Origin of the sequence: Pseudomonas sp. PS01303, from assembly GCF_029959385.1 — a bacterium.
In the GTDB taxonomy this organism is placed as follows: domain Bacteria; phylum Pseudomonadota; class Gammaproteobacteria; order Pseudomonadales; family Pseudomonadaceae; genus Aquipseudomonas; species Aquipseudomonas rustica.
Window position 1 is genome coordinate 1 of the sequence record NZ_JASCPK010000285.1, and the last position, 2,659, is coordinate 2,659.

Annotated in this window: 3 protein-coding genes; 1 reads left to right on the top strand and 2 read right to left on the bottom strand. The window is 56.8% G+C overall.

Features of this window, described 5'->3' with window-relative positions:
• Window positions 1-101 precede the first annotated feature (101 nt).
• On the bottom strand, window positions 102-668 hold the full coding sequence (locus QMX93_RS30445) for a DUF4174 domain-containing protein (protein ID WP_212551401.1): 567 nt from the start codon (window positions 666-668) through the stop codon (window positions 102-104).
• 208 nt (window positions 669-876) lie between these two features.
• Between QMX93_RS30445 and QMX93_RS30450 the strand changes: the two genes are divergently transcribed.
• Window positions 877-1,347, top strand: coding sequence for a GNAT family N-acetyltransferase (locus QMX93_RS30450; RefSeq protein ID WP_159815637.1), 471 nt, complete (start codon window positions 877-879; stop codon window positions 1,345-1,347).
• 310 nt (window positions 1,348-1,657) lie between these two features.
• On the opposite strand, the gene QMX93_RS30455 is transcribed toward QMX93_RS30450, so the two are convergent.
• A complete protein-coding gene (locus tag QMX93_RS30455) occupies window positions 1,658-2,443 on the bottom strand; it encodes a sulfite exporter TauE/SafE family protein (protein WP_282359301.1) in 786 nt (261 codons plus the stop codon).
• Between the last annotated feature and the right edge of the window lie 216 nt (window positions 2,444-2,659).

Here is a 2,659-nt window from a genome sequence, read left to right on the forward strand (position 1 = left end):
GCCTGCTCGCGATAGCGGTGTATCAGTCAACACATGTATCAACTGACATGCCGCTATCGCGAGCAGGCTCACTCCTACAGGGGGATTTGCGTTGACTTCAGTTAGTCATCCGGCATTTCTGGTGGCTTGGTGGGTTTTGCAGGTTTGGTTGGTTTGGTGCCTTTTGCACCTTTTGCGGCCGGTTCTGCGGCTGCCGGTGTGGTTGCCACGGACGGTGGCGCGATGTCTTTCTCGGTCGCCGGCAAGGCATCAATGGTGTCGAAAATTTTCTTCAAATCCACCGCTTTCGCTTCATCCCCCGACGCCGACAGTTTGGTCTCGCCGTCCTTGCCCACCAGGAACACTTTCGGATACGCGCCAGCGCCCAGCTTCAGCGAGCGCAGCAGCGCCATGGTGTCTTGCTGGCCGAGGTCTTTGCCGTCGAGCTGTCCGGACATGTTGAGGATGGTGTAAACCTTGATGTTGCGATCGGCAACGCCTTTTTTGTTGGCAGGATCGTCGAGCGACTTTTTCAGGCCGACCCACACGGGGTCAACGGTGCTTTGTGCGATCACGATCAGCGGTCGGGCGCGGCCCATGTCGCCGGCAATCGGCGAATCGTTGTCAGCGGCGAACAGAGGGCCGGCAATCGCCAGCAAGAGTGTCAGGGTCAGTGACCTGATGAGCATGCGCATCTCCTTTTAATATCCACGCTCTAATGATTGCGCATCGTGGCGATTGTTCCGGGGCTATCTGGCAAATAGGTGTCGCCTTGTCAGAAGCTTAGGTCAGGGCCGACATTGCGCAACATCACAGACACGATCGCAAGGCAGATTTGATTACCTTTTATGACCGCATTAGGGTGGTGGATCAACCACCGAAACGGAGTTCACCCGCATGCACATTGATTACCTGTGCGATCACCCCGAATTGATTGAAGAACTGGCCACGCTCAACTTCGAGGAATGGGGTAAATATCGCCCCGAAGATACCTTGGAGGCGCGTACACAACGCATGCGTGCAGCTTGCGGCAAAGGCGCGATCCCCAGCGTTGTGGTGGCACTCGAAGGTTCTCGCTTGCTCGGCGGCGCACTGCTGATTGAAAACGATCTGAAGCTGCGCCCGAACCTGACGCCTTGGCTGGCCGGGGTTTATGTGAAAGCTGAAGAACGCGGGCGCGGGGTTGCTTCGCAACTGGTTAACCGTGTGGTTGCAGAAGCGGCGGCGCTGGGCGTGAAGGAGTTGTATCTGTACACCGATGCGGCGCAATCGCTGTATGCACGGTTGGGATGGGAGGTGATTGAGGAAATGGTGTACGAGGAATTGCCGGTGACGGTGATGAAATACACCATTCAAAACCCGTCATAAAAACCTGTAGGAGCTGCCGAAGACTGCGATCTTTTGATCTTTTTTAGGATCAAGATCAAAAGATCGCAGCCTTCGGCAGCTCCTACAGGGGATATTCAGCAGCGCAAAACTTGTGGTTAGCGGGGTTTCTGTGGCGAGGGGATTTATCCCCGTTCGGCTGCGAAGCAGTCGTAAAACCAGCACATGCGGTGTATCAGCAAAAATGCGGGAGACCGAATGGGGCCGCTTCGCAGCCCAACGGGGATAAATCCCCTCGCCACAGGTAAGTGACTTTCACCACAATTTTGTTCCATTCCAAAAATCGGGTTGATCAGAACGCCAGCTTGTAGCCGATCAACACCAGCATCGTCGCCAGGCACGGGCGCAGGACTTCGTCGGAAATGCGTCCGGTCAGGTGGCTGCCGAGCCATATGCCCGGCAACGAGCCGATCAGCAGAAAGCCCAACACACCCCAATCCATATTGCCCATGCTCGCGTGACCGAGGCCTGCCACCAATGTCAGCGGAACGGCGTGGGCGATTTCGGTGCCGACCAGACGACGGGTTGGCAGCAGCGGGTAAAGAATGAACAGCGCCACGGTGCCGAGCGCGCCCGCGCCAATCGAGGTCAGCGCAACCATGGTGCCGAGGATCAGACCGGTGATCACGGTCAACACGTTCAGGCGCGTACCGCTCGGGTTGTAGTTGCCGCCGGCGCGTCTGTGGGCGAATGCGAGCAGGCGTTTTTTGAAGAAGATCGCCAGCGCAGTGGCGAACAACACAAAGCCCAGGGCTTGTTTGATGATGGCGTTCATCGCATCCGGCGCGGTGTGCAGGGTGCTGAGGAACCACAAGGTCATCGCCACCGCCGGCACGCTGCCGAGGGTCAGCCAGCCGGTGATGGCCCAATCGATGTTCTTGTTCTTTTTGTGCACCAGCACGCCGCTGGATTTGGTAATGGCGGCGTACAACAGGTCAGTGCCCACCGCCGTTGCCGGGTTGATGCCGAACCACAGCAGGATCGGCGTCATCAACGAACCGCCGCCGACACCGGTCATGCCGACGATAAACCCCACCACCAGCCCGGCAATCACCAGGCCGAAATTTGCCAATTCCATTAAACCGTCCACAAAAACGACAGGAAAAATCTGGCCCGCAGCATAGCGATTTTTCTTATAACCACATATATCAATGCGGTCTATCGTTATTCCCCAACACACCATTCCCCCTGTAGGAGCTGCCGCAGGCTGCGATCTTTTGGTCTTGTTTTTTATACCCCACATCAAAAGATTGCAGCCTGCGGCAGCTCCTACAGAGAGACTGCGTTGTCAGTG

Coding starts and splice junctions, on each gene's coding strand:
- QMX93_RS30450 (WP_159815637.1), top strand. CDS start 877: ATGCACATTGATTACCTGTGCGATCACCCCGAATTGATTGAAGAACTG.
- QMX93_RS30455 (WP_282359301.1), bottom strand. CDS start 2,443: ATGGAATTGGCAAATTTCGGCCTGGTGATTGCCGGGCTGGTGGTGGGG.
- QMX93_RS30445 (WP_212551401.1), bottom strand. CDS start 668: ATGCTCATCAGGTCACTGACCCTGACACTCTTGCTGGCGATTGCCGGC.